The organism is Endozoicomonas arenosclerae (genome assembly GCF_001562015.1).
Classification (GTDB): domain Bacteria; phylum Pseudomonadota; class Gammaproteobacteria; order Pseudomonadales; family Endozoicomonadaceae; genus Endozoicomonas_A; species Endozoicomonas_A arenosclerae.
In genome coordinates this window covers 1-23,949 of record NZ_LASA01000068.1, presented here as the reverse complement: position 1 = coordinate 23,949, position 23,949 = coordinate 1, and the positions used below count along the sequence as shown (strand labels likewise).

General features: G+C 47.5%; 25 protein-coding genes. 8 read left to right on the top strand and 17 right to left on the bottom strand.

The window, feature by feature from the left end; translation table 11 throughout:
* Nucleotides 1-25 precede the first annotated feature (25 nt).
* Entirely contained in the window at nt 26-733 is a 708-nt protein-coding gene (locus WG89_RS10235; protein ID WP_062265191.1) for a glutamine amidotransferase-related protein, read from the bottom strand.
* Nucleotides 734-1,029: 296 nt separating this feature from the next.
* On the bottom strand, nt 1,030-1,710 hold the full coding sequence (locus tag WG89_RS10230; protein ID WP_062265188.1) for a pirin family protein: 681 nt from the start codon (nt 1,708-1,710) through the stop codon (nt 1,030-1,032).
* 135 nt (nt 1,711-1,845) lie between these two features.
* On the opposite strand from WG89_RS10230, the gene WG89_RS10225 reads away from it, so the two are divergent.
* Complete coding sequence (locus WG89_RS10225; protein ID WP_216638468.1) at nt 1,846-2,721, top strand: LysR family transcriptional regulator; 876 nt, start codon at nt 1,846-1,848, stop codon at nt 2,719-2,721.
* Here WG89_RS10225 and WG89_RS10220 read toward each other — a convergent pair.
* The 3 genes from WG89_RS10220 to WG89_RS10210 form a co-directional block, all read right to left on the bottom strand.
* Nucleotides 2,718-4,121, bottom strand: coding sequence for a sulfatase family protein (locus tag WG89_RS10220; RefSeq protein WP_079253768.1), 1,404 nt, complete (start codon nt 4,119-4,121; stop codon nt 2,718-2,720). The two genes, WG89_RS10225 and WG89_RS10220, sit on opposite strands and share 4 nt — an antisense overlap.
* An 11-nt stretch (nt 4,122-4,132) precedes the next feature.
* Nucleotides 4,133-5,689, bottom strand: a complete 1,557-nt coding sequence (locus tag WG89_RS10215) for a hypothetical protein (RefSeq protein ID WP_062265180.1) — start codon at nt 5,687-5,689, stop codon at nt 4,133-4,135.
* A gap of 166 nt (nt 5,690-5,855) precedes the next feature.
* Nucleotides 5,856-7,001 carry an AraC family transcriptional regulator gene (locus WG89_RS10210; RefSeq protein WP_062265178.1) on the bottom strand — a complete coding sequence of 382 codons (1,146 nt, stop codon included), beginning with the start codon at nt 6,999-7,001 and terminating at the stop codon, nt 5,856-5,858.
* A 159-nt stretch (nt 7,002-7,160) separates the two neighbouring features.
* On the opposite strand from WG89_RS10210, the gene WG89_RS10205 reads away from it, so the two are divergent.
* On the top strand, nt 7,161-8,621 hold the full coding sequence (locus WG89_RS10205; protein WP_062265176.1) for a PepSY-associated TM helix domain-containing protein: 1,461 nt from the start codon (nt 7,161-7,163) through the stop codon (nt 8,619-8,621).
* 120 nt (nt 8,622-8,741) lie between these two features.
* Here the strand turns inward: WG89_RS10205 and WG89_RS10200 are convergent, their stop codons facing one another.
* Together WG89_RS10200 and WG89_RS10195 are read right to left on the bottom strand one after the other, a co-directional pair.
* Complete coding sequence (locus tag WG89_RS10200; RefSeq protein ID WP_062265174.1) at nt 8,742-9,305, bottom strand: response regulator transcription factor; 564 nt, start codon at nt 9,303-9,305, stop codon at nt 8,742-8,744.
* A 1-nt stretch (nt 9,306) separates the two neighbouring features.
* Entirely contained in the window at nt 9,307-10,584 is a 1,278-nt protein-coding gene (locus WG89_RS10195; protein WP_062265171.1) for a sensor histidine kinase, read from the bottom strand.
* 298 nt (nt 10,585-10,882) lie between these two features.
* Between WG89_RS10195 and glpK the strand changes: the two genes are divergently transcribed.
* Nucleotides 10,883-12,364: a glycerol kinase GlpK gene (gene glpK / locus WG89_RS10190; protein ID WP_079253763.1), complete on the top strand. Its 1,482-nt coding sequence runs from the start codon at nt 10,883-10,885 to the stop codon at nt 12,362-12,364.
* Nucleotides 12,365-12,423: 59 nt separating this feature from the next.
* Here glpK and WG89_RS10185 read toward each other — a convergent pair whose 3' ends face one another.
* From WG89_RS10185 to WG89_RS10175, 3 genes are all read right to left on the bottom strand, one after another.
* Nucleotides 12,424-12,714, bottom strand: coding sequence for a type II toxin-antitoxin system RelE/ParE family toxin (locus WG89_RS10185; protein ID WP_062265165.1), 291 nt, complete (start codon nt 12,712-12,714; stop codon nt 12,424-12,426).
* The gene (locus WG89_RS10180; RefSeq protein ID WP_216638467.1) at nt 12,704-12,937 is read right to left on the bottom strand and encodes a CopG family ribbon-helix-helix protein; all 234 of its coding nucleotides are present in this window, start codon (nt 12,935-12,937) and stop codon (nt 12,704-12,706) included. Before WG89_RS10180 ends, WG89_RS10185 begins: the two co-directional genes overlap by 11 nt.
* A gap of 79 nt (nt 12,938-13,016) precedes the next feature.
* Nucleotides 13,017-13,466: a hypothetical protein gene (locus WG89_RS10175; RefSeq protein WP_062265159.1), complete on the bottom strand. Its 450-nt coding sequence runs from the start codon at nt 13,464-13,466 to the stop codon at nt 13,017-13,019.
* A gap of 74 nt (nt 13,467-13,540) precedes the next feature.
* Between WG89_RS10175 and WG89_RS10170 the strand changes: the two genes are divergently transcribed.
* Both WG89_RS10170 and WG89_RS10165 read left to right on the top strand, forming a co-directional pair.
* On the top strand, nt 13,541-13,972 hold the full coding sequence (locus tag WG89_RS10170; RefSeq protein WP_062265156.1) for a secondary thiamine-phosphate synthase enzyme YjbQ: 432 nt from the start codon (nt 13,541-13,543) through the stop codon (nt 13,970-13,972).
* 225 nt (nt 13,973-14,197) lie between these two features.
* Nucleotides 14,198-14,443 carry a hypothetical protein gene (locus tag WG89_RS10165; protein ID WP_216638466.1) on the top strand — a complete coding sequence of 82 codons (246 nt, stop codon included), beginning with the start codon at nt 14,198-14,200 and terminating at the stop codon, nt 14,441-14,443.
* A gap of 142 nt (nt 14,444-14,585) precedes the next feature.
* Here the strand turns inward: WG89_RS10165 and selD are convergent, their stop codons facing one another.
* The 6 genes from selD to WG89_RS10135 all read right to left on the bottom strand — a co-directional run bounded on the left by selD (nt 14,586) and on the right by WG89_RS10135 (nt 21,490).
* The gene (gene selD, locus WG89_RS10160) at nt 14,586-15,635 is read right to left on the bottom strand and encodes a selenide, water dikinase SelD (protein ID WP_245662896.1); all 1,050 of its coding nucleotides are present in this window, start codon (nt 15,633-15,635) and stop codon (nt 14,586-14,588) included.
* Between the two features lie 106 nt (nt 15,636-15,741).
* Nucleotides 15,742-17,826, bottom strand: coding sequence for a S8 family serine peptidase (locus WG89_RS32695; RefSeq protein WP_172806772.1), 2,085 nt, complete (start codon nt 17,824-17,826; stop codon nt 15,742-15,744).
* 387 nt (nt 17,827-18,213) lie between these two features.
* The gene (locus WG89_RS10150; protein ID WP_062265150.1) at nt 18,214-18,570 is read right to left on the bottom strand and encodes a hypothetical protein; all 357 of its coding nucleotides are present in this window, start codon (nt 18,568-18,570) and stop codon (nt 18,214-18,216) included.
* A gap of 250 nt (nt 18,571-18,820) precedes the next feature.
* Nucleotides 18,821-19,306 carry a hypothetical protein gene (locus tag WG89_RS10145; RefSeq protein ID WP_062265147.1) on the bottom strand — a complete coding sequence of 162 codons (486 nt, stop codon included), beginning with the start codon at nt 19,304-19,306 and terminating at the stop codon, nt 18,821-18,823.
* 250 nt (nt 19,307-19,556) lie between these two features.
* Nucleotides 19,557-20,081: a DUF2878 domain-containing protein gene (locus WG89_RS10140; protein WP_062265144.1), complete on the bottom strand. Its 525-nt coding sequence runs from the start codon at nt 20,079-20,081 to the stop codon at nt 19,557-19,559.
* 11 nt (nt 20,082-20,092) lie between these two features.
* A complete protein-coding gene (locus WG89_RS10135) occupies nt 20,093-21,490 on the bottom strand; it encodes an aminotransferase-like domain-containing protein (protein WP_172806771.1) in 1,398 nt (465 codons plus the stop codon).
* A 122-nt stretch (nt 21,491-21,612) separates the two neighbouring features.
* On the opposite strand from WG89_RS10135, the gene WG89_RS10130 reads away from it, so the two are divergent.
* Genes WG89_RS10130 through WG89_RS10120 form a run of 3 tightly spaced genes read left to right on the top strand, consistent with a single transcriptional unit; the run spans nt 21,613 to nt 23,803 of the window.
* Entirely contained in the window at nt 21,613-22,350 is a 738-nt protein-coding gene (locus tag WG89_RS10130) for an alanyl-tRNA editing protein (RefSeq protein WP_062265132.1), read from the top strand.
* The gene (locus tag WG89_RS10125; RefSeq protein WP_062265129.1) at nt 22,347-23,156 is read left to right on the top strand and encodes a PhzF family phenazine biosynthesis protein; all 810 of its coding nucleotides are present in this window, start codon (nt 22,347-22,349) and stop codon (nt 23,154-23,156) included. The genes WG89_RS10130 and WG89_RS10125 overlap by 4 nt, the downstream gene beginning before the upstream one ends.
* Nucleotides 23,153-23,803, top strand: coding sequence for a LysE family translocator (locus tag WG89_RS10120; protein ID WP_245662895.1), 651 nt, complete (start codon nt 23,153-23,155; stop codon nt 23,801-23,803). The genes WG89_RS10125 and WG89_RS10120 overlap by 4 nt, the downstream gene beginning before the upstream one ends.
* Here the strand turns inward: WG89_RS10120 and WG89_RS29305 are convergent.
* Nucleotides 23,753-23,949 (bottom strand): transposase (locus WG89_RS29305; RefSeq protein WP_172806770.1); only part of this gene is annotated, 197 nt, incomplete at its 5' end. The genes WG89_RS10120 and WG89_RS29305 overlap by 51 nt on opposite strands.

Sequence of the window (23,949 nt, the reverse complement as noted above, 5' to 3'; positions counted from 1 at the left end):
AGCTATGCGGTCTTATTCAGAAGTATCAATCCTTCAAAATAAAGTTTATGAGCCATTGAATGACATGAGCGTGATCCGTTGGCTGATGCAGGGATTCTGTAGCCTGTTGAAACAGAGACTCACCGAGAATATGTCGTCGCATGATTAAAAGTTCGCGTGCATATTCTGGTGTAAATTCCGGGTGACCCTGCAAAGTCAGAATATGATCACCAATAAGCATGGCTGCAATTGGGCAATTAGGCGTGCTGCCTATCAACTCAGCCCCTTCAGGAAGTCTGACGACCTGATCCTGATGGTTGAAAATTAGACGAAAGTGATTATTGTCCAGGTATGGAAAATGATGCGTTTTTTGAAGCGAAATGCTTTGCACTCCAACGTTCCAGCCCTGAGCAGCCTTACAGGTTTTGCCTCCAAGAGCCTCAGCCACCAACTGATGTCCAAAGCAGATACCTATTAACTTTTTTCGTGCGGCATGGACTTTTATAACGAAGTTCTTGAGTGCTTTTATCCATGCTTCTTCGGAGTAGACGCTGAGCTTACTTCCCGTAATCAGATAAGCATCCACATCGTCAATTGAGGCTGGATAATGGTCGCGATGTACGTGGTATGTCACCGGTCTAATTGGTACGTTCAGTGTCGTCAGTCGGTGAGTGAACATATCAGGATAGTCACCAAACTGAGCAACAAACTCAGGTTTCAGGGTGTCTGCATTCAAGATACCTAAGCTTTTCACTTCGGGCTCTCATCCTTTCGGTATTATTGACTATGAAAATGCAGCTGATTCGGGTGAGGTTTTTTATGATTCGGAGCGAGTTGGATTTCCGATTCATGGCTGCTTGCAGGTAATCCTTATCCTTGAGAGTCATATATCCTGTCATGGTATTCTAGCTGCAAGTTATAGAATCTGTTGGTAATTAGCTGCAATGAGCTTGATAGCAAGAACCCATCAAAGGCCACTGGTATTGCAAAAGTAGCAGTGGCCGTAAACTTATTAGTCCGCTAGTCGAGCGTAAAGGCGGGATATGAGACCTAAAAATCCTCAGTAAACACCATGATCAGTTGGCTCTCTTCCTGAGCTGAAAAGTTCAGTTCATGGGTGCGAATCAGAGTACCTGCCTTGATCTCCTCACCATTGATGATGGCACTGCCTTTGCTGAGATAAGCCAGAACTTCTCCAGTGTGCTGCGTTTGTTGTCCTTTTTCTGCCTGAAGCATTTCGATCACGGTATGACTGTCAAAGGTAGCGTCCTGATCTTTTTTGCCTCCGTAAATACGGATGCGCTCGCCGGATTCAGGCTGATAAACCTTATAGCCTGCAGGTTCACCTTCATTTTCAGGCAGTACCCAGATTTGAATCAACTGATTGGGTTCGTTGTCCGGATTGGCTTCGTTATGGCTGAAGCCTTCACCACCGGCTCGTTGAACCTGTGCATCACCTTCGTCCAGCCCTTGTCCGTGTTCCAGCGAACCTCCATGAGTGACCCGCCCTTTGGCCATGATGCTGATTACATCAATCTCTTTGTGAGGATGCATACCGGTTTCGCCATGAGGCAGGAAATTGGCGTCAGCGAGGTATACAAAGTTGCCAAGGCCGTTGCTGGCTGCAGGGTGTTTTCTGTCGCCGAACAAGCGCTCATCTGTGACAACCCGCTTTTCTTTCAGTCCTGCAAAGCCGCCCTGGGGAAGTTGATCAAGAGTAAGAATATCCATAGCTCGTTTCCTTTTTGTTAGTTTCTTTTCAACCATGGCTATAGATTAGATCGTTCAATTAAATTGATATATATGCTTTCATTGATAATATTGTTCAATATTTGATAACAAAAAGAGTAGGCAGGGCAGATTGTTTTGAATGACCTAAATGACATGCTGGTGTTTGCCACTGTTGTGGAGCAGGGGAGTTTTACTTCTGCTGCTGAAGTGCTGGGTACGCCCAAGTCGAATATCAGCCGGAAGATAACGAGACTGGAGCAGTATCTGGGTGTTCGCCTGCTTGAACGGTCCACTCGAACCCAGAACCTGACTGAAGTAGGGCGGCAGTATTACCGCTATTGCCAGCGGATAAAGGAAGAAGTGATCTCCGCTGAAACAGCGGTGGAAACCTTACTGGAAAAGCCTCAGGGTCGACTAAGGCTTTGTGTTTCGGTCGGCGTCGGACAAGCTCTGTTGACGCCTTTACTCACGATATTCTGTCAGCAATACCCGGAGATTGAACTGGATATAACATTGGCAAACCGTCGTGTGGATATCATTGAGGAAGGTTTTGATCTGGTGATTCGGGTAGGGGAGTTATCGGATTCGGGTTTAATAGCCAAAAAACTGCTTGAGATCACTTTGAGTCTGTACGCCTCGCCTGAGTATCAAAACAAAGAGATCAATCAACCGGGGGATTTGCTTGAGCATCCTCTGCTGTTGATGAGTGCCAAGGAAAGAAAACCCGTCTGGTCTTTAATTTCTGGGGGTTCTGAAGTGAAGCTGGCATTCAAACCGTTGGTAAGAGCGGATGACTTTTTAGTATTGAAGCAATTATCTTCCAATGGTGTTGGAATCACTGAACTGCCTGACTACATGGCAACAGATTTGCTCGAATCGGGTCAATTGATTCGGGTGTTGGAAAGCTGGCAGTTTGAACCGGTGAACTTGTACGCCATTTATCCAAGTCACCGGGGAGCCACACCTAAAGTCAGGGCTATGGTTGATTATTTGAGTCAGGCACTGGCCTAACCTGTCCTGTTGGCTGATTTTCGTTTATTCCGGAAACGGCGCCATGTCATGACACCCAGAATCAGCACCAGAATCACTGCGCCCAGTTGGAATGCACGGGTTATTATTTTGGCTGGGAGCGAGTAAAAGCCGCTGACAGGTTCTCCTCCCATACTTGCCAGACGAGATTGCAATAAATCATGAGCAGCCTGTTGGGTATCATCCATTACTGCCAGGCTAAGATCGTTATTTTCCTGTGGGTCACTGGTTGTGTGGAAGAATCGTCCATCTTCGTAAAGCTTCCAGTCTTCATTGAAGGCATAGCGAGCCGATTTAAACAGATAGGCTTTGGGGTCATAGTGAATAAAAACACTCTGTCGTCCAAGGCTTGGCTGGCCATAAAAGAGGGGTGCCAGACTGGTGCCATCCAGCTTAAGATCAGTTTTGGATTTACCTCCCGCAAGTTCAAGCAAGGTAGGAAAAAAGTCGTTGAGATTGATTAGCTCATGATTGACGCTGTCCGAGCCAATAGTACCCTGCCACCAGGCAATGAAAGGAACATGAGTGCCGTTGTTAGTGGTCTGACCCTTGCCGCCATTGATGTTGACGCCATTACGCATCGAGCTGATGCGATAGCTGGTGCCATTATCGCCTAGGAAAAGCAGTACAGTATTATCGGCCAGACCCTGTTCTATCAGTTTGGCTTTCACTTTTCCTACCAGCTTGTCCATGTATGACATCATGGCTGCATACTTTTCTTCCTTGCTGTCAGCATCCGGGTGGTCAGGCGTAGAAACAAAAGGATCATGAGGCAAAATCATCGGATAGTAGATGAAGAATGGCTCATTTTGATGCTCTGTTATGTAATTCAGTACATAGTCGTTTATCAGATCAGGTCCGAAGTGATCCTCCGGAAAAGTTTCAGGTTGACCATTAGTGACCAGAGTAGGGCCCCAGTAACGCGAACCTCGATCCTCACGTTTTACCTGCCACAGACGGTAATCTTCAAACCCTGATTCTTCCGGGAGCATTCCCTTCTGTTCTTCAAAACCACTGCTGTGCAACTGCCATTTACCAGCGATCAGGGTTCGATAGCCAAGCTCTGTCATGGCATGACCAAAGGTGGTTTCTCCTTTGGGCAGCACCATAAAGTCCTGATAATTACGGAAGTTGTACTTGCCTGTCATCAGTTTTACCCGTGACGGAGTGCACAATGGATTACTGTGAAACCTTTCAAACCGCATGCCTTCATGGGCCAATTGATCCAGATTGGGCGTTTTGTAGGACTCGCCACCGTAAACACCCAGGTTCTCCACTCCCAGGTCGTCCGCCAGAATCAGAATAATGTTTGGGCGATTTGATGCTTGCGCAGATAGGGCCAGCATGAGGAGGCAGCCAATACAAAAGCGTATAGTTTTCATTGCTGAACCTCTCACTGGGCCGTCTCGTTATCGCTCAGTACCAGGATACCGTTGCGAACCCCGCTGACCATGACATTGCCAGGCATAAAGTCGATGGACAGCATTGGATTGTCAGCCCGCTCACCACTGGCTACAAACAATTCAGAGCTGACTTTTCCGGTTTCGAAATCATGGGCGCTCAGATACCAGGCATGAACATCATCCGGCGTTCCCATCTTTCTGGAATACTGATAAACATGGCCGTCACCGGTTGAGAGTCGGGGAGGTGTTTGAGAAGAAACGGTGTAATCTTCCCAGACAGTATCGCAGCCACTGTAATCCACGCGGACATCAACACGGGCCAGACCTGGCTCGTATTCGACCAGTTCATAGAAAACACCGCCAAAGTTGTTCTGAACAACAAGGCTCTTGTCGTAGCCCACCATGGTGTTATCCAGAAAGCTTTTTCCCGGTTTGAACATGGGTTGCTGGCAAACAACCCGATTATCGATGGATTCCCCTGTGGTTTTCAGGACAACGGTGCGCCCTTGTTCTCGGCCGTCGTTAAGTCCAAAAGCAATCAAACGCCCCTCATCAAAAAGGGTAGGAGCTGTCAGGTCTCCGTTAGTGGTAGATGATTGACCGTAGTCGTATTGCCAGCGAATGTTAACTTTACTGTCCTTATCTACTTCAAGCCGATAAAGCGAGCGGGTACTTAAAATAAAGGATGCGTCACGGGTAACAGCCATGGCTGTTCCAAACTTGTCCTTCTCACCACCCAGCTGGATGACATTTACACCCCCTGTTTTCCGGTTGATATAACCCACATGGCCATAGCCGGTCATAAACCAGTAATTACCCTGCCAGTCTGGAATAACGTCCAGTGGTGATACCCCTTCAGGAAGGTGTTCCTTGAGATCCCAGGTTTCAGCGATCTGCCAGCTATATTGTTGATCCTTTTTTACTGTTTCATAGACCCGCACATCCTGATCTGGAGTGGCCACCACAGGTCTTCCCTGATTATCCATGCGGGTATACCAGCCTCCTGCAGGATCTGTCAGGCTTTTACGTTCAGGAATATCGGTCTGGGCCAGAACGTTGAAGTTATCTTTGGGGTCGAACAGTACTAATTGACTGGGCCCACTGATGGCAATGCAGACAGATGCCATCAAGTCATCAAGGTTTCTCAGCAGTGGAGTACACATGGCCAGATCATCACCTGGCAAAGCGGGTTGATAGGTCGTTGCAGGGTTTTGACCGAAGGGTCCTGGTAAAGACGAAACACTGGAGTTGTAACTGTCGCCATGTACACCAGCACTATTGTATTCATCCAGCATGTAAGGATGATCTTCCATAGGCAGTGGCGGTAACGGATTAGACGCCAGTGGCTGGTTACCCTTGCGGGCTGGTACTGTAATGCCTTCTTTCAGTTTGATGTTGGCCTGGCCGCTGCCATCGGCCAGTGTTCCAAGTTCCCCAACACCTGTCATCAGGTCAACAATTCTTTCTACTTTATCCCATGCCGTATATCCAAGAGCACCAACGACTACGGCCAGAGGTAATGCTAATACTGGAACAAACTTTTTCATTTTGGGTGTCCATGACTTTTTTGTTTGGGGGCAAGCCCCCTTTTTTTATTGGGCATGGTGGATGATGGAAAATGCTGGGCCAGACCGCCAGCAAGCGTGAAATCCAGTATTTCACTGCTTCCACGCGGTGACGTTAAAAATTTTAACTCATTGAAAAGTATAGCTTTTAATTTTCACTGTAATTCTTTCTGAAACTGCTGGGTGTTTGCTGAAGATGCTTTTTGAATTGGTTGTTAAAAGCATTCTGACTGGCAAAACCGACCTCAAGGGCTACTTCTGAAATGGGTTTTTCCGGAGCTTCAATCAGGAGGCTTCGGGCTTCGTTGAGCCGGTATTCATTGATGAACTCAAAAAAGTTTTTCCTGGCGCAACTGTTGATGACCTGACTGAGATAGTTCTCTCGCATGCCCAATTCAGCCGCCAGATCACCCACTTTCAATCCTTGGGTTCGATAGCTTTTAACGGTGGCCATATGCGATTCAAGCTTTTGCCATAAGCGCTGTACATCTTGTTCAGTCAGCCCTGAGCGTTGGTATTTTGTTTTATTGCTCTCAGATTCAGGTGGACTATTGAGTGTTGACCGGCTTCCGGCCTCAAAAATCAGAGGTTGTCTCATACCCATAAAACCGATGCCGTAAAGCAGTATTACACGGTAGACGACAGCTACTACTCTGACTTCAGGAAGGAAAATGCCAAACAAAACACCGACCAGTTCAAACATTAAACTCAGCGAAGCTCCCATCACACAAATAAGTACGAGGACCTGTAGCCATTGAAGAGTGACTTTCTCCAGAGAGGAGAATTGCTGCTCAATGCTTTTCCGGTGTTGTCTGAGTTTTATCAGAGAAACAGCGGCATACGTCAGCAGGACCAGATCACCTATCAGGCTTCGAAGTGCCAGTTCTATTTTGATGTCGTGAGTTAACTGCTCGAAAGGGGCGTGTTGAAACTGTTCCGGGCCTGCCATCAAAAAAGTTGAGATAAAGGCCAGCAGGAAGGGAAGCAGGTGCAAACAGTCTCGCCAGACAAGCGGATTATCGGGCTTAACCAGGTATCGTATGTAAAAGTAGAGGAGTGGCCCCGTGAGAAAATGGATTGTGGCCAGGCGAAATACAAAGAAAGGATAGGGTTGATCAACAGGAGTGTATACGAGGAAAAAAACGCCCAGTGTCGCTGTTTGTACCGCAACGATAGCTGCCAGTATCCGATTGGCTCTCAAATTGCCGGATGGCAGCGTCATCAGCACGGCTGCCAGCAGAATTCCCTGAGAACATCCAACCAGTGTGAGTACACTGACCCAGTTAAGAACCATTCAACACTTCCCCCTTCAACAGGGAAAGAGTTTAACGAAAAGCCCAGGATGACTGAACCGAAATCAGAGCGGCCTTTCCTGCGACACTTTGTCACCTTCCCAAGTCAGTCAGGCACTTTATGATTTTCGTATCAGAAGATGATTCAATCCAAGTGCTCGATGAACAAAAAATTTTACCTCTCAATATGGCGCTGGCATTTTTTTGCCGGACTCTACGTAATTCCCTTTTTGCTGATGCTCTGTATTACCGGCTTAGTTATGCTGGCTGCTCCCTGGGTTGATAACTGGCAATACGGTGAAGAATTAACAATAGTGACTGCTACAGAGCTTCAGGATAAACCGCTTTTACTGGAACAGCAGAGGGCGATCGTCAGCAAAGCTTACCCTGACTATACCGTTGCAGAGTACGATTCGCCGGTTTATGAAACTCAGTCAGCTCAGTTTAAAGTGGTAGGGTCTGAAGGTAATACACTTCTGGTGTTTATTAATCCTTATACGGGAGAGGTTCTGGGAGATTTCAGCAATGCCGATCGCTGGTACAGCATCAGTGACGAGATCCACGGAACATTGCTATTGGGAAAAACGGGTGACGCTTTTATTGAAGTGGCAGCAGGGCTCGGAATCTTGTTGTTAATTACCGGGCTTTACCTTCACTGGCCCAAAACGGGGGCTGCCGCCAGAACCCTCCTGTTACCAAAATTCATCAGGCCTTCCACCTGGAGAAAAGCAGTCAGCGAAGGCAAACGTGGCGTTTGGAAAGATATCCATTCTTCAATCGGTTTTTATCTCAGTATATTTTTATTGTTTTTTCTTATCACCGGTATGTCGTGGACCGGTATTTGGGGAGCGAAACTGGTTCAGCCATATAATTCATTTCCGGCTGAAGAAAGTGCTGGCTTCTGGCAATCCAGCGCGGAGGAAACACCCGCAGTTAAAACCCATGCTGACCTCAATACCGAAACGTTAAATGAAGTGCCCTGGAATCTGGAACTGACGCCAATGCCTGTTTCCGAATTGAGTGGGAATGGTGGTCGCTCTATAACTCTGGATCAGGTGTTTTCAACAGCTCATGGGCTGGGTTTCAAACAGACTCAGGAAGGAGCCTTCAGTCAGTCTTTTCGAATAGCTTTGCCAAGGGATGAGTTGGGCGTCTATTCGATTATGTCTGTCACTATGTATGGTGACATCAATAATCCGTTGGGTGACCGAACAGTGCATCTGGATCAATATTCAGGCGATGTACTGGTGGATGTTGGCTGGAAGGATTACAACCTGGCGGCCAAAGCTATGGCGGCTGGAGTGGCTCTGCATAAAGGGGATGCGGGCTGGTGGAATCTGGTGCTGGCGATTCTGGTATGCGTCGGTGTGATTTTATTGTCCATTACCGGCACTATTCTCTGGTGGAAAAGACGGACTGCGACTACAGACACCATCTTGAATCCACCACCAAAACAGCCTCTCTCTGCCAGGTCTGGTGGAGAGAAAGTGGTTGTCATTCTGACATTGGCTACAGGCGTTCTATTCCCATTATCGGGCGCCGCCATGCTGCTGTTTTTTGCTGTAGATTGGTTGCTAGGCCTCAATGAAGGAAGAGGAGAGAAGGCTTTGGAAAGCTCTTAGGGTTAACTTCCCGAGTTATACACGGGGTCCGTTCACCCTGAGCTTGTCGAAGGGGGGTGTTATTGGGCTTCGACAGGCTCAGCCCGAACGGGCTTTGAGAGGTTTTCTTCAGACGAGTTCTTAAGCTTTTACCGGGTTCTTTCCCAGCTTTCTCTGCAAGGTCCGGCGGTGCATATTTAACTGCCGGGCTGTCTCACTGATATTACCCTCGTTTTCCAGCAGTATTCTTTGTATGTGTTCATACTCCAGCCTTTCCAGGGAGATGGGCTTTTCCGGTACCGGAACTTCGTGGGGGATTTCTGGCTGGGAGAATAATGCTGCAAGAATCTGTTCTGCGTCCGCTGGTTTGCACAGGTAGTTGGTGGCACCCAGTCGTATGGCCTCAACGGCTGTGGCGATGCTGGCGTATCCTGTCAAAACCAGAATGCGTACTTTTGGATTGCTGTTCAGCAGGTGAGGAATCAGAGTCAGGCCACTGGCGCCCGACATTTTTAAATCAATCACGGCCAGGTCTGGCTGGAATTGGTTTAAAATGTCCTCACCCTGTTCGGCAGAATGTGCGACCCTGACGTCAAGGTCTCTTCTTCTGAAGGCTCTGGCCAGAACCTGACAAAAGGTCTGGTCATCATCGACAAGCAGAATTTTCGGGTGATGATTACTGGCTGTGGGTACTGAATCATTCATTCTAATATTTGGGCAGCCTTATTTCGGTAATAGCACCGCAAGGCTCCGGATTGTTTCCTGTATAGGCGTTATATAGTCTCACAATGCCGTTCAGCTTTTCTATGCTGGCTGCGCTCAGTTGCAGGCCAAGCCCAAAGCCCTCTTCCTTGGTAGAGATCGTGGTATAACCAGGTCTTTCAGAAATATCTGGCACAAAGCCTGCGCCTTGATCCCTGATTTTGAACAGGACCATGTCTTCTTCATGGGTCAGTTCCAGCTCTACATGATTTGGGCTGGCGTCTGCAGCATTGTTAAGAAGATTAATCAGAGCGGCTTTCAACGAAGAGTCAGCTTCCACATTGAGAGGCTGTGAAGCGGTGCAGTGAAAACCAATCTCTATGCCCGGTCTGAGCAGTTGCCATTCATCAAGCACCTGAAGACCAAACTCGTGGGCATTCTGAACTACAGGTTTCTGCTCCTGGCTGGTGGCTACCAAACCAGCCAGACGGCTTCGGCATATCTCAATCTGAGAGCGAAGCAGGGCAATATCGTCCTTGAGTTCAGCATTTCCCTTGTGATCATCTGCCATTTCACCCAATACGACGCTCATCGTTGATAAAGTTGTTCCCAGATCATGAGCTGCACTGGCTGCCATGGTGGCGACACTCAAAATGCGTTCGCTGCGAAGTTGATTTTCCCGGCTGACGGCTATTTCTGCGCGATGAGTTCTGATTCTGTCTGCCATACTGGCCACCAGACCCGTGATCAGGCAGGCACTGAGCGAATAAACAAGCCACATGCCGGCCAGGTGAAGCATCATCATTGAGCCCATCATTCCATGAGCCGTCATGCTGTGATTCGAGGTGTTTTCAAACTGGAGTGGCTGATACCAGTTTTGAAGCAGTGTGTAGCAGACGATGGTCAGAGTGGTAATCATCCATCGTCGCTTCAGTGGCAAAAGTGTGGCGCTGATTGCAACGGTTAGCAGATAGGCTGATATCAGTGGGTTCATAACACCCCCACTCCAATAGAGCAGCGTCGTTTGCAGCAGAGTGTCACAGAGTAATTGAGTAAACAGGACTCTGGAAGAAATGCTGGTCTGATGCTGATATCTCAGCCCGGTGTAAATGATGAGAATGGCTGTCAGGAAAAAAGCGAATAGAACGGGAGGCCAGACTGGTTTGATACCAAAATACCAGTCAGCGACTGCCAGCAGCCCGGCTTCTGTCAGCAGGATAATCAATCTTATAATGTTGAGGATTTTAAGATTCCTCAGTCCTGCGTGAAGGGATGAAGCCATTCAGGTTACTCAATAAGCAGTTAATAGAAATGGTACCTGACAAGTGCTTTGTTTTTCTATCAGTAACTCTCTAAATGAGCTTTTAGCAGTTGTCTTAATAGCTATACGTACCTGTCCGGTATTGTGATCTTGTGTGATTAAAAATACCCTGATGACTAACTATTGATGAAAAAACACTAATTTACGCTCATAAACGGAATAGCTTTTAACAGATGGCTGTTCGTTTAAGTAGCCCCTCAGCCTGGCTGTCGCATTTTTCAGAGCCATGGTGAGGTGAAAAACATAAGGCGTGATGCAAATGAGCTACGTTCTATCCATTGACCAGGGGACAACCAGTAGCCGGGCAATTCTGTTTGACCGAAAAAGTCAGATTGCCGGAGTGACGCAGAGGGAATTCACCCAGCATTATCCAGAGCCGGGTTGGGTTGAGCATGATCCTATGGAGATCTGGGCGACTCAACGAGCGGTATTAACGGAAGTGCTGGCCAAGACAGGGATCTCTTCCAAAGAAATCAAGGCTATTGGCATAACCAATCAGCGTGAGACAACAGTCGTTTGGAATAAAGAGACTGGCAGGCCGGTCTACAACGCTATTGTCTGGCAGTGCCGTCGTACGACAGAGATCTGTGAACAGTTAAGAAAAGAAGGTTTCGAAGATCGCATTCGTGACAAGACCGGACTGGTTCTTGACGCCTATTTCTCCGGAACCAAGGTGAAGTGGATTCTCGACAATGTTGAAGGGGCTCGAGAGCAGGCAGAGCGTGGCGAACTGTTATTCGGAACCATTGATACCTGGCTGACCTGGAAGCTCACCGATGGCAGAGTGCATGTCACTGATGCTTCCAACGCTTCCCGCACTATGTTGTTTGATATTCATAACCTGGACTGGGACGACGTCATTCTGGAAAAGCTGGGCATTCCCCGCAGCATGTTGCCTGAAGTGAAAAGCTCTTCAGAAGTGTATGGACATACCCGTGTAGGCAAAAGCGATATCCCCGTTGCCGGTATTGCCGGTGACCAGCAGGCTGCTCTGTTCGGGCAGATGTGTCTGGAGGAGGGCATGGCCAAGAATACTTATGGCACGGGCTGCTTCCTGTTGAAAAATACGGGTGATAAACCTGTAAAGTCTACCCATGGATTGCTTACGACTATTGCCTACAGCCTGAATGGTCAGGTGAACTATGCCCTGGAAGGTTCTGTTTTCATGGGAGGTGCTTCTGTCCAATGGCTTAGAGATGAACTGGGTCTGGTAAGGGATGCAGCAGATACAGCTTACTTTGCCAGCAAAGTAGAAGACACCAATGGTGTTTATGTAGTGCCAGCTTTTGTTGGACTGGGTGCTCCATATTGGGACCCATACGCTCGTGGTGCTATTTTCGGATTAACTCGTGGTGCCAATCGAAATCACATTGTACGTGCCACTCTGGAAGCCATTGCTTATCAATCCCGTGATTTGATTGATGCCATGGAGCAGGATTCCGGTATCAAGCTCAGTCAGCTGAAAGTCGATGGTGGTGCTGTGGCTAATGATTTCCTGATGCAGTTCCAGTCCGACATTCTGGGTGTGACCGTTTCCAGACCTGAGCTGATTGAATCCACTGCTGCTGGTGCAGCCTATCTGGCTGGTCTGGCTGTTGGCTTCTGGGAAAGTACAGAAGAGCTGTCAAAACTGGTTCAGGTTGATAAACAGTTTGAACCTGAAATGGCGGACGAAAAACGTTCAGAGCTCTATAAAGGCTGGAAAAAAGCTGTTGAGCGCAGTCAGCACTGGAGTGATTGATTCAGAGGAGTCGTTTTGCTTCAGAGAATAAAGTCATATTTTTCAGGCTTTATTCTCTGTTACCAGTGGGTGGGTGGCTTTCGAGAAGTATGGAAGACTCGTAGAACTTCAATTCTGTTTTTTCTGATGTTCACTCTATATGGGATTATGTACCGGGTCCCAGGAACCACAAGCTCTCTGATTCCTGCAATACGTCCTGGTCTGCCTTGAGCAGGGTTGTTTGCAAGTAAAGTTACTGAATGAAAAATAGTTTCAACTGTTGTTTTAGCGGCTTGGGGATTTTCTTGGGCAATGAACTCGGCTTCTGCCTCAAGATTTAAAAGGGCTTTTTTTAGCCATTTAATTTCCACCAGAATTTCTCCAGCGCTCCATTACGTTGTCAACGTCCTGGTTGCTGGCAAAATCCTCTGAATCAGCTTCTCTGATTGCTGCCTTTAGTTCCTCTATCTGCCATTCGTTAAGCTCAACAAACTCACGAATAGCCTCAGCGGCAAGAAAAGACTTGGAGCGCTGGGTAGCCTCTGCGAGCTTTTCCAGTCGATCTTTTAAGCTCTCCTCGAGCCTTACAGTCATTGTGCTGCTCATTTGAAGTACTCAATTGTGCGGTAATGTACACAATATAATACATTTACTGGTTTAGGGCTTTTTGGTTTTACTCGAGAGGTTTGTCAGGCTCATCACATTGATGCTCAGTGTAAAACCGGGCAGCCAGTGGCAGGCTGAGCCGGAAGGCTTCATCTTCAAAGCTCCGGTCCAGGTAATGCTTTTCAAACTCTTTCTTTTCTATTGAGCCTTCTTCGAGCTGGCGAACATGTACCAGTTCGTGGGCCATAGTGACTCTTATTTCACTGGGCTCCAGACCTTCAGCCAGTGCTATCAGATATTTCCTTGCTCCCAGTTTTCTGGCATAGCCTTTCAATCCCGGTCTATCCATTCTTTTGGTGAGATATTGAATACTGACGCCGGTAATACCGAGTTCATCCATATAGAAAGACTGCATATCCATAAAATCACAACCAAAGTGATTGAGATCTTCTGTTGAGTGGGCGGGAATAGTAAGAAAAAAACTGAGGAAGAGCGTGACTGGGTATTTAAAGTACATTCCGTTTGCCTGTTAAGCTATTAAAAAACTGACTCAGCTGCTCAAGGCAGTTCGGCAAAGCAGGAGAAGACTTTATGAGCTGGTTTCAGAAAAAGATTCAGCTGTCACCCAAGCGAAGAGGCTTTCATTTGATTACGGATGAGGTTGAGTCGCAATTGACAGAGCTCTCCAATTATCAGATGGGGTTGGCTCATGTTTTTATTCAACATACTTCGGCTTCCCTGACATTGAATGAGAATGCAGACCCGGATGTACGTCACGATATGGAAACATTTTCCCTTCAAGCTATTCCGGATAATGCCGACTACTATCGCCATGTTCTTGAGGGGCCTGATGACATGCCGGCTCACGTTAAGTCCAGCCTGTGGGGTGTCAGTGTGACGATTCCTGTTTCGGAGGGACGTTTCAATCTGGGTACCTGGCAAGGCATATGGCTTGGAGAGCACAGGGAGCATGGGGGAAGCAGGCGTCTTATTGTGACTTTACAAGGTCAGCTATATAGGTAATTATAATTTTATTGGCTTTTTATATGAATTTTTTGTCCCCAATGGTGACAAGAAAGTGTTCAGCCGCTCAGGGCTGATTAATAACAAGAATATCAATGGAGGACTCAAACCGACTGGCGTTTTTACAGCGCTGGACTATAACTAAAAAAAATCGGAACTAAAGTCATAAATCAATGGGTTGGAGCATAGATTGCTCCACTGACCAGTATCCAAGAGGAAAGAGCTATGGCACGGAAAACGCCGAAAAAAGCTGCTGCTGGTTTTGATGGGGTTGATATCGGTTTTCTGGGGAGTCGAGACGAACCAGCCGATCAACGTACTGTAGAGTCCCGGAAGAAACTCAGAGAAAGTCTTGATGCTCAGATTCAGGCCTTTCTCAAATCTGGCGGCGAAATAGAAGAAGTTCCATCAAACGTTACTGCGGATCCGCCCAAAAAGCCTTCGAGCGAATACGGTAACCGCCCAATCTGATGCGCTTTTTAAGCCCGACACTGTCGGGCTTTTTTATTTACATGGATGTAATGTATCCCAGAAATGCAGGAGCAATTTCTGGGGTTCTATAGACTCACTCAGACTCTTTGATAGCTGACCCTTCCTGAAGCACCATTATTCTTCAGTTAACAGTAACTAGAGCTCCTTCTTGTCCTTCCTCAAGTGTGCCAATAGCTTCCAGAGCCAGTCCATGGTCTTGAGTGACCTTGAGAAAGTCCTGCTCGGAGTCCGGGTCAACGGCTACCAGAAGGCCGCCACTGGTCTGAGGGTCACAGAGAATCTGTTTCTGCTGTTCAGTGATGGAACCTGCTTTGTGACCGTAGCTGTCAAAGTTGCGATGGGTGCCCCCGGGAATACAGCCCAGCTCCTGATAATGCTGGACATGAGGCAGAAGAGGCAGTTTTTCCATGGAAAGCCTGGCGGTGACACCACTGCCTTCGCAAACTTCAATCAAGTGGCCAAGCAGACCAAAGCCGGTGATATCGGTAATTGCGCTGATACCAGGCAGTTCGGCCAGTTCTGCACCGATTTTGTTAAGAGTACACATGGCGTCACGAGCCAGATGACTGTGTTCTTCCTGCAACAGTTTTTTCTTCTGGGCGGTAGTGAGAATCCCAACTCCCAGGGGTTTTGTGAGATAGAGTTTGCTGCCCGCTCGAGCCTGATCATTACGCTTTAACTTTTCTAGCGGTACTCTACCGGTTACAGCCAGTCCGAAAATAGGTTCGGGAGCATCAATACTGTGCCCTCCTGCCAATGGGATACCCGCATCAGCACAGGCCTGACGGCCACCATCCACCACTTTTGCAGCTATTTCAGGCGGCAGAATATTCACGGGCCAGCCAAGAATGGCAATGGCCATCATGGGTTTACCACCCATGGCATAGATATCGCTGATTGCGTTAGTGGCAGCAATTCGGCCGAAATCGAAGGGATCGTCCACGATCGGCATGAAAAAGTCGGTGGTGCTGACAACGCCTTCACCATTGCCTATATCAAACACTGCGGCGTCATCCTTACTGGAGTTGCCCACAACCAGACTGGGGAAATCAGGCAATTGAAGATTGGTTTTCAGGATGCCATCGAGAATTTCGGGAGATATCTTGCAGCCGCAACCTGCGCCATGGCTGTATTCAGTCAGCTTGATGTTGGCAATGTCTACAGAAGTCATTGAAGTGCTCAAGAGGGGAATAGAGGAAAGCTATGCACTCTAGCACTAACAGAAGTAGAAGCAAGTAGGAGAGACAGGAGCCACGAGGGCTCCTGCTGCATCAGTATCAGAACTTGATGCTCCAGCTGTTCAGGGTGCCGGTGTCCCTTCTGTAGTGGTCGCTGACCTTCAGGCTCCAGGTGCCCTGGGATTCAACGCCCGACATATTGACCTGGTAACTGGTCACCAGGTTATCAGTGCCGTCATTGCTGACATTCTTCAGAACACTGGTTTGACCATTGGGGGCAACCAGCTGAATCTTCAGATCACCACGGTAAGTGTGGGTAATGTTCACGCTGACAGTCACAGTACCTGAGTCACCGCTGCGAGTGCTGTTCACAGTGCTGGTGATACCGGTAGTGTTGTTATCAGGGATGGCCACAGGTGTGGTGTTTGAGAACTCATCGGAAGATCCACCACCGCTGGAAGCAGTGTAATCAGCTACCAGTGATACGCCAGAGAAGGCGCTGTAGCCTCTCAGCATAACGTACCATGTGCCGGAACCAGGAGAGCTGAATGAGCAGCTTTCACTGTTACCGGAACGGTATGGACGGCAGTCGTAGCTGCTGGTGGTAGGCTTGCTGCCACGGCGAACATAGAGATCAGCATCACCTGTGCCACCTGACATATTGAACGACAGGTTAGTAGCACCGGCTGGTACTTCAAAGGTGTACTCCAGTTCCTGGCCAGAATTCCCACTCAGGCCGGATTTAGCCACACCTTTTTCCAGAGCATTACCTGATGGAGGAGGTGTTGTGCCACCGCCGTTTACCGCTTCAAGAGCAGCATGAGCATCAACAATACCTGCTCCACAGTTGCTGGTGGAACATTGACGTGTGCTCACAGAAGGGAAGGCTCTGGCTGTGTTCTCAATAGTGGTCTCAACCTGATCAGGGGTCAGATCGGACTTAACCGAGTACATCAATGCAGCCACACCGGCTACGTGAGGTGCAGCCATACTGGTGCCCTGGTAAAAGGCATAACTGTCATTGCCAGGAGACTGGGAACCACTGTTAAGCGTGGAAAGAATACCGTTGGCAGGGTTCTGGGTTTCACCGCCAGGTGCAGTGACATCAACAACGCTTCCGTAGTTGGAATAATATGCACGGCCACCGTCGCGCTTGTTGGAAGCAACGGTAATGACCCCGTCACAACTGGCGGGTGAGAAGCCGGAAGCATTTTGATTACTGTTACCGGCAGCAACAACAATGGTTGCACCTGCTGCCCTGACGCTATTAATTGCATCAGTATAGGTTTGGCTACATGGAGAACCACCACCCAGACTCAGGTTAAGTACTTTGGCAGGAGTGGGGTTGGTAGGAACGCCAGAGACTGAAAGACCAGCAGCCCAGCGCATGCCGTCGACGATGTCGGAAGTGTAACCACCACAGCGTCCCAGGACACGAATAGGCTGGATTTTGGTATTCCAGCTGACGCCGGCAATACCAGTGCCGTTATTACTGGCAGCAGAAATGGTGCCGGCAACGTGTGTTCCGTGCCAGCTGCTGCTGGTTGTTGAGGGTGGGTAGCCATTTCCGCAGGCACCGGCAGGTGTCCAGTCACCCGGATCGGATGCATCACTGTCCCGACCGTTTCCATCCTGAGAAACATTCGTGTCGGTGATAAAGTCGTAACCGGAAACCAGGTTGGGTGCCAGGTCAGCGTGGGCGCGAATACCGGTATCGATAACAGCCACAGTGACGCTGGGAGAGCCCGTCGTGATATCCCAGGCCGCAGGCAGGTTAATACCGCCGGCTGATTCGAAATAGTGCCATTGCTCGTTGTAGCGAGTATCGTTAGGCGTAGCCATGGGGTACATCATGTAATCAGGCTCTGCGTAAAGAACATTGGATTGCTGAGCAATTTCTGCCGCCAATGCCTGCATGTCATCCAGTGACTTGAGCTCTCCCAGATCAACGACGCTGGCGCCATTAGTCAGAGATCGAACATTCAGTAACTGTTGCCCCGTGATATTCGCAATAACTGGATCAGAAGAAACAGCCATTGCGCTCATTGGCGATGCGTATTTGATAATCAAACGGTTTGTGCTGTTTGATAAATTATCCACCTCATTTGCTATAGCAACAGTGGTTACTGTTGATAGCAATATTGAGCCCGCCAGTTTTGATAGTGCTTGTTTTTTTGTTTTCATTATTTTTATTGATATCCGTATTTAACACCCTGCAGGTTCGAAAGGGTTTTCCGTGTTTGAGGGTATTGTTTATCCATAAGATGCTGGGATTCAGCATTTATCGAATAACCTCTCAAAACCAAAGCTGGATATTGAGAGAGAATAAATTAAATCAGCATGAGTGGGTGAAATTCAAATGATTTTTAATTGCGTTTGCATTTTTTGTGCATCTGTTGGCGATTTAATGGAATCAAGATGGAAGGATGAATTTTAAATATCATTATTATTAATGGTTACATAGTCGTATATTGGTTTGTTTTTATAGTGATACTTATATTTCAACGATTTTTATAAAAGTCAGTATAAGCAGTATGCTTAAATTATTATCAGACTTTTATGAAAGATTTATTATTCAATGGGTGGGGGAACCGGAAGAGGCTGGTTAACTCCATCCTGTTCGATGTATCGAATCGATGGGTTCTTCTCCAAGGCTTTAATATCTAATGGTTTATCAGACACTAAAATAATTCCACAGTTATTGAAAGGGCGGATCAAAGATAGATTTGCTGAGGCCAGGTCATTCAGCTTTTCAAAAAGATATTCGTCATTACAACTTTCTACAAAGTCAGGGTTGAAAACTGCAATCCAGCGATAGGGCGATTGACTGAATTCTGCAATCGAAGAAAGTGAGAGAGAAAGGCCAATAACAATTGTGAATGTCTTCCACATGCTTTTTTCCTTATATTGAGCTTCATGCCAGATCATTTTATTGTCAGGCAGAAAATGAGTTTTACATCAGTGCTCAAAGGTGTCATGAATTTATTGTATGCTCTGGGGGGGCTCTATTCCACTAGAAAAACGAGGAGCCTGTTTCTGGTAATAATCCAGTTACAGAAAAGGCTCCGCTTCATAGAGGGGACTTGCTGGGTATGAGGGACGATGGATATAGGTTCTATCTTGAATGACCTTTCATCCTTAAGCTGTTCAAAAGGTTGTCTCGACTTTTCAAGACGACTTAATCATCCAGTTCAGAAGAAATTAGTTGTTTATAGGCAAAAACAATCTTGATAGAAGGCCTCTTAAGCATCTTCTGGATCCAGAAACTGAACCATTGAGGGGCATTCATTTCATCTTCTTCATGGTCAAAAACAACTGGAAGGTATTCAACTGGGTGGGCTTTTTCTTCATCGTCTATGACCGAGAATAACAAGCCGGGAGGGTTGGCAATACCATCATTGCTTAACCAGGGTTGGCAGAAGAAACTCATTTCAAGATTGATGGACCAGAGTTTGAAGTTTTTACTGACGATTAGCTCGAAGCGAGCCTTGTTCTTTGCCTTACCACTGCTCGGGATAAAGTTAAGAGGTTCAGCACGGGCCGGCATTTTTCGAACATTCAGGCCTTCTATAGGTTGAATGTCGGATTCATACCAGGACTTGATATCAACTGCCTTTTGATTCAGAAAGTCACCGGCATTAACAGGGGATGCTGAGACGGTCATCAAATACGTTCCTTTGTTATTGTTCGTGCGCTAAAAAAATCTTGCGCCCATCACCTGACAATGCTGTCAGGCTACACAGAAATGACTGCATCTTGCAATATTTTATGTAGGGAAAATGATAGTTTTATGTAAACTTCACCAGCAGTGCCCTTGTTTAGTGCATTCTTTTTCTTCGCCCATGGCTGTTTAATTAATGAATGAATCAAGGCTTGGGCTCAATCTTACGCTGAACCCAAACATTAACTGATAATTATTCCGGGTTCTGTCTTCGGTATTTTTCTAACCAAACAGCAGAAAATGTAAGGATAATGTTGATGAGAATTGTTGCTGAAATAGAAAGAATCATAATGGCTTGCCACAGCGGCATAGTCACTGAAATATCGGAGAATTGTATCAATGCCAAATAATGCGCGGCCGCTAATACGACAATTAATAAGTTACCTGCCAGCCTGTTCTTTCCTGCCCAGCTAAGGCTATGACGAATCGTGATACCCAGCATAACCCACACGCAAGCTAACCAGGGAGGAAGAATGCGGCTTTCTCCTAGAAAGTGAAGAACGCCCATATTACTCATGACACTGTCCAGAGCGCTGCCAAGAATCAGGGTGATAGCGAGAATCTCCCGTTCCTTTTTCCAGGAGCCGAAGAAATACAGATGAATGGCGACAATGATGGCGGCAGCAAAAACAGCCAGAGTTGATTGGGTTACCAGACAAATCAACCATCCTGCCAGAGCCAGTGAAGCATTCAACAGGGAAGCGTGTAGTTGTTTCATTTAAAAACCACTTAAAAGACTATGGGTCTTAATATCGGATTGGGATCAGAGGCCAGCATGTCGCTGATGATTTCCAGGCCCTGTCTGAGCCGGTCTCTTGTAGATGGACTGCTGATGCAGATTCTCACTGCCTGTGGTGCTGGTGAGCTGCCCACTGCAAACACTTCAGAATGCAGCACTTTAACATTTTTACTTTCCAGCTGTTGTACAAAAGTTTCGGCTCGCCAGGGCTCAGGCAGTTTTAACCAGGCATGAAAACTGTAGGGCTGAGACTGAATATCAAGATGGCCAAGCGTTTCTTCCAGAATTTTCTGGCGATGCAGTATTTCTTCCCGTTGCCATGCAGTCAGTTGCCAGGCTTCTCCTGAGTCAATCCATTCAGTAGCCACCTCTGACATCAATGGCGGAGAGCTCCAGCAGTTATTACGCATGGCCACCCTGATTTTCTGGTTCAGATCATCCGGGCTGCAGATGAAACCCACTCTCAGCCCGCCAGCCAATGATTTTGAAAAGCTGGAGGTATAAACCACCCGATCAGGTGCCAGGCTGTAGAGAGAAGGAAGTCTGTTTTCAGGCGGAATAAACTGAACGTCGTCTTCTAGAATCACAACATTATGATGGCCGGCAACCTCCAGAATTTCCTGTCGTCGCTCCAGTGGCATGACTGCTGCAGTAGGGTTCTGCAGATTAGGCGTCAGATAAAGAAGACGGGGGCTGAATTGTTTGCAGCATTGCTCCAGAGCTTCCGGGGTTAGACCATGCTTATCCATGGCTAAGCCCATATGACGAAGCTGCCATTGGCGGGCGGCATTAGTAAAGCCTCTATAGGTCAAATTCTCTGAAGCAATAATATCACCAGGTCTCAAAAGCCCCTGAAGGGTGAGCATATTGGCTTGTTGCCCCCCTGATGTGATCAGGATGTTGTCCGGATCGGCCTCCATGCCGTGATAGCGCATCCAGCGAGCCATGGCCTCACGGTGTCTGGCAATCCCTGTTTCCGGGTGGTAATCCAGCAAAGGTGAAAGGCGGCCCCATTCTTCTGCAATGGAAGATAAACTTTTGGCCAGAATTTGCTCTCTGCGGGCTGGAACGGGCAGGCTCAGGCTCAGGTCGATGAAGTCTGTCTCCTGGGGCTCTGGTATGGTGAAGTCTCTTTTTTCCCACACCTTGCCCAGGATAAATGTACCACTGCCCACTCTGGCAGTGACCAGTCTTCGACGTTCAGCCTCAGCATAACCTCGGGTAATGGTACCTATCGTGACGCCCAGTTTATCCGCCAGTGAGCGGTGCGTCGGGAGTCTGTCGCCACTGTTGAGTTCACCTTCGGTTATGGCGACTTCAATCGCGTCTGCAAGAGCCTTGTATTTGGGACCTGAAAAACGATCCAGCTTAGGGATCCAGTTTGTCATGATTGTCATTGTTTTTAGATTGTCATGGTGACAATAAAAATATTTTCACCAGTTTAGGCAGCATCTAGACTGCAATCAACTCAGTAATTCATATAAAAATAAAATTGTATGGTGACAATTCCATGTCCAATACCAGCCAGTCCTATAATCTTGATCCCTATTTGAAAACACTTCAGACCGCCGTAGTGGAGGTTTCGGAGAATCAACTGGTTCTAGTGGATACGATTTTCTATCCCACGGGAGGTGGGCAGCCGGGTGATACAGGTTATCTGATGACTGAAAGTGGCGAGACACTAAAAATAATGGATACCCGTCGCTGCAGGGAGTCAGGTCGAGTGCTTCATTTTTTTGAAGAGGCGTCAGTCTCTCTGAAGTCGGCTGATAGGGTCACATTGCAGCTGGATTGGGACAGAAGATATGCCCATATGCGGATGCACACTTGCTTACATCTTTTGTGTGCTGTGATTCCCGAGAGTGTGACGGGGGGAGGGATGACGGATCAAAAGGGAAGGCTGGACTTCTGCCTTCAGAATGGATTGCCTGATAAGCAGGAACTAACTGATTCCTTGAACAGTCTGATTGAGAGAGATCTTCCTGTCACCGTTGAACTGCTGGATGAAAGCATTCTGGATGACCAGCCTGAGCTCGTGAAGACCATGTCCGTTCAGCCCCCAAGGGGAACTGGCCTGCTCAGGATGATTAGAGTACACGAAACAGACTTCCAGCCTTGCGGCGGTACCCATGTAGTCAGGACTGGCGAAATAGGTCGAGTCAGGGTGGCCAAAGTTGAGAGCAAAGGAAAACAAAATAAAAGAGTTCAAATTGTTTTTGATGACACATCTGGAGAATTGTCACCATGAAACAGCTTCCGATTTATCAGGTAGATGCTTTTACTCAACAATTGTTTGGTGGCAATCCTGCAGCGATTTGTCCTGTTGAGGAAGACCTTTCAGAAGAGCTGATGCAAAGCATTGCTCTGGAAAATAACCTTTCAGAGACTGCTTTTATTCGTGGTGCCCAGGGTCATTACCATATTCGCTGGTTTACTCCGGGGACAGAAGTCAGCCTCTGTGGTCATGCGACAGTGGCAGCCAGCTATATCATTCGCCATGAGCTGGGTGATCGCTCTGAAGAGCTTTCATTTGAAAGCCTGTCCGGTGTTTTAAAAGTTCGATTTATAGACGATTTAATTGAGTTGGATTTTCCTGCGGCTTCTTTCACGCAGGAGCCCGTTCCAGAGGAAGTGGCAAAAGAACTGCCTTTCCAGCCTGTCGACTCAAGATTTAACAGGGATGACCTGCTCATTGTTGCTCCCGATGAGCAGACAGTGTCACAGCTGGATCTTGATTTTACTGTTCTTGAAAACAGTCGGGTTCGTGGTGTAGTCATTTCTGCTCGCTCTGAAAGAGCCGGAGTGGACTTTGTCTCTCGCTGGTTTGGTGGCCCTGAAGTGGCCATAAAAGAAGACCCGGTAACAGGCTCCGCTCATACCATGCTGGCCCCCTACTGGTCTGAACAGTTAGATAAGAAAGTGCTCACCGCTGAGCAGATTTCCCAAAGAAAAGGTTATCTGGAATGTGAGTGGCAAGACAGCAGAGTACTGATTCGTGGAAATGCAGTCCTTTATATGCGTGGGCAAATAACTCTGCCGGGAGGTTCAACGTGACGGGCGAGTTGAGTATTGTTTTGTGGCCTCTGCTGGCTTTTGCTTTTTCAAGCACGGTTACACCAGGGCCCAATAATGTGATGATCATGACATCAGGTATGAATTACGGTACCCGTCAGAGCATGCCTCACTTTTTAGGCATCTGTCTCGGCTTCCCTCTAATGGTTCTGTTTGTTGGGCTGGGACTGGGTGCTGTTTTTGATCTTTTTCCGGTTCTCCACGATGTCATCAAAGTGCTTGGGGTGGCTTACCTTTTGTATCTCGCCTGGCTCATTGCTAAGTCAGAGCCATCGAATTTACAGGGTAGCCAGTCCAAGCCATTGACCTTCTTGCAGTCAGCACTGTTTCAATGGGTCAACCCAAAGGCATGGATAATGGCTACGGGTGCTGTGGCGGCCTATACAACAGTGTCTGGCGATGTCTTTCTTCAGGTATTGGTCATTGCTTTAGCATTTTTAGTCGCATCGGTTCCCTGTGTTGGGGCCTGGCTGTTTTTCGGGGTTCGACTGAAAAGGGTGTTGCAACAACCCTCGTATCAAAGAGCAATGAACTACCCCGCAGCAAGCTGCGGGGTATCCTCAGTGCAACTTGAGTGGTCAGTCCATAAACAGACTGATTTGGTTCGGACTTATTTCCTTCCGGTGTAGCTGCTTGTACTCCGCATTGCCTTGGTTTTTGACATAATTTGCAATTACATCTTCATTACCATGCTGGCCGACAGTATTCATAAAATATCCTGAACTCCAGAATGCTCCACCCCATAACTTTTGCTTAACTTCAGGGTTTTTCTTGA

Coding starts and splice junctions, on each gene's coding strand:
- WG89_RS10230 (WP_062265188.1), bottom strand. CDS start 1,710: ATGGATATTCTTACTCTTGATCAACTTCCCCAGGGCGGCTTTGCAGGA.
- WG89_RS32695 (WP_172806772.1), bottom strand. CDS start 17,826: ATGAAAACAAAAAAACAAGCACTATCAAAACTGGCGGGCTCAATATTG.
- WG89_RS10165 (WP_216638466.1), top strand. CDS start 14,198: ATGGCACGGAAAACGCCGAAAAAAGCTGCTGCTGGTTTTGATGGGGTT.
- WG89_RS10125 (WP_062265129.1), top strand. CDS start 22,347: ATGAAACAGCTTCCGATTTATCAGGTAGATGCTTTTACTCAACAATTG.
- WG89_RS10140 (WP_062265144.1), bottom strand. CDS start 20,081: ATGAAACAACTACACGCTTCCCTGTTGAATGCTTCACTGGCTCTGGCA.
- WG89_RS10175 (WP_062265159.1), bottom strand. CDS start 13,466: ATGTACTTTAAATACCCAGTCACGCTCTTCCTCAGTTTTTTTCTTACT.
- WG89_RS10220 (WP_079253768.1), bottom strand. CDS start 4,121: ATGAAAACTATACGCTTTTGTATTGGCTGCCTCCTCATGCTGGCCCTA.
- WG89_RS10205 (WP_062265176.1), top strand. CDS start 7,161: ATGAACAAAAAATTTTACCTCTCAATATGGCGCTGGCATTTTTTTGCC.
- selD (WP_245662896.1), bottom strand. CDS start 15,635: ATGACTTCTGTAGACATTGCCAACATCAAGCTGACTGAATACAGCCAT.
- WG89_RS10200 (WP_062265174.1), bottom strand. CDS start 9,305: ATGAATGATTCAGTACCCACAGCCAGTAATCATCACCCGAAAATTCTG.
- WG89_RS10170 (WP_062265156.1), top strand. CDS start 13,541: ATGAGCTGGTTTCAGAAAAAGATTCAGCTGTCACCCAAGCGAAGAGGC.
- glpK (WP_079253763.1), top strand. CDS start 10,883: ATGAGCTACGTTCTATCCATTGACCAGGGGACAACCAGTAGCCGGGCA.
- WG89_RS10215 (WP_062265180.1), bottom strand. CDS start 5,689: ATGAAAAAGTTTGTTCCAGTATTAGCATTACCTCTGGCCGTAGTCGTT.
- WG89_RS10150 (WP_062265150.1), bottom strand. CDS start 18,570: ATGATCTGGCATGAAGCTCAATATAAGGAAAAAAGCATGTGGAAGACA.
- WG89_RS10210 (WP_062265178.1), bottom strand. CDS start 7,001: ATGGTTCTTAACTGGGTCAGTGTACTCACACTGGTTGGATGTTCTCAG.
- WG89_RS10130 (WP_062265132.1), top strand. CDS start 21,613: ATGTCCAATACCAGCCAGTCCTATAATCTTGATCCCTATTTGAAAACA.
- WG89_RS10180 (WP_216638467.1), bottom strand. CDS start 12,937: ATGACTGTAAGGCTCGAGGAGAGCTTAAAAGATCGACTGGAAAAGCTC.
- WG89_RS10135 (WP_172806771.1), bottom strand. CDS start 21,490: ATGACAAACTGGATCCCTAAGCTGGATCGTTTTTCAGGTCCCAAATAC.
- WG89_RS10195 (WP_062265171.1), bottom strand. CDS start 10,584: ATGGCTTCATCCCTTCACGCAGGACTGAGGAATCTTAAAATCCTCAAC.
- WG89_RS10145 (WP_062265147.1), bottom strand. CDS start 19,306: ATGACCGTCTCAGCATCCCCTGTTAATGCCGGTGACTTTCTGAATCAA.